This window comes from Moraxella sp. RCAD0137 (assembly GCF_002894025.1).
Taxonomy (GTDB): Bacteria; Pseudomonadota; Gammaproteobacteria; order Pseudomonadales; family Moraxellaceae; genus Moraxella; species Moraxella porci.
Genome location: NZ_LTCC01000024.1, coordinates 5353 through 6604, shown reverse-complemented (window position 1 = coordinate 6604; position 1252 = coordinate 5353). Strand labels below are relative to the sequence as shown.

Annotated in this window: 1 protein-coding gene and 1 pseudogene; both read left to right on the top strand. The window is 56.8% G+C overall.

Features of this window, described 5'->3' with window-relative positions:
• Positions 1-104 precede the first annotated feature (104 nt).
• A complete protein-coding gene (gene aac(3)-IId / locus AZ602_RS09670; protein WP_000557454.1) occupies positions 105-965 on the top strand; it encodes an aminoglycoside N-acetyltransferase AAC(3)-IId in 861 nt (286 codons plus the stop codon).
• Positions 966-980: 15 nt separating this feature from the next.
• Positions 981-1252: pseudogene (locus tag AZ602_RS09665) on the top strand (tunicamycin resistance protein); the annotation flags it as partial.

The window sequence follows — 1252 nt, the reverse complement described above, 5'->3', positions numbered from 1 at the left end:
TATGGTTTTTGATGACTATTAATCGACAGACTAATGATAGCAAATGAAATGTAATTAGCTAAAATCAACGCAAGCTATAACTTAGACTTAGAGGAGATATCGCGATGCATACGCGGAAGGCAATAACGGAGGCGCTTCAAAAACTCGGAGTCCAAACCGGTGACCTCTTGATGGTGCATGCCTCACTTAAAGCGATTGGTCCGGTCGAAGGAGGAGCGGAGACGGTCGTTGCCGCGTTACGCTCCGCGGTTGGGCCGACTGGCACTGTGATGGGATACGCGTCGTGGGACCGATCACCCTACGAGGAGACTCTGAATGGCGCTCGGCTGGATGACGAAGCCCGCCGTACCTGGCTGCCGTTCGATCCCGCAACAGCCGGGACTTACCGTGGGTTCGGCCTGCTGAATCAATTTCTGGTTCAAGCCCCCGGCGCGCGGCGCAGCGCGCACCCCGATGCATCGATGGTCGCGGTTGGTCCGCTGGCTGAAACGCTGACGGAGCCTCACGAACTCGGTCACGCCTTGGGGGAAGGATCGCCCGTCGAGCGGTTCGTTCGCCTTGGCGGGAAGGCCCTGCTGTTGGGTGCGCCGCTAAACTCCGTTACCGCATTGCACTACGCCGAGGCGGTTGCCGATATCCCCAACAAACGGTGGGTGACGTATGAGATGCCGATGCTTGGAAGAGACGGTGAAGTCGCCTGGAAAACGGCATCGGATTACGATTCAAACGGCATTCTCGATTGCTTTGCTATCGAAGGAAAGCCGGATGCGGTTGAAACTATAGCAAATGCTTACGTGAAGCTCGGTCGCCATCGAGAAGGTGTCGTGGGCTTTGCTCAGTGCTACCTGTTCGACGCGCAGGACATCGTGACGTTCGGCGTCACCTATCTTGAGAAGCATTTCGGAACCACTCCGATCGTGCCTCCGCACGAGGCCGTCGAGCGCTCTTGCGAGCCTTCAGGTTAGAGGCCGTCGACAAAGATAATCTGGATCAACGGACCTTTCGGCGCCGGAAAGACGACGCTCGCTAAGCGGCTGCGCGATCGGCGTTCCAAATCGCTGATCTTTGACCCCGAGGAAATCGGGTTCGTGGTGAAAGAAACGGTCCCCATGCCAGCGAGCGGAGACTATCAGGATCTCCCCTTGTGGAGGGGACTTACGATCGCGGCGGTCAGGGAGATTCGAAGGAATTACTCGCAGGACATCATCATCCCAATGACGCTCGTGCACCCGGACTATCTGACTGAGATACT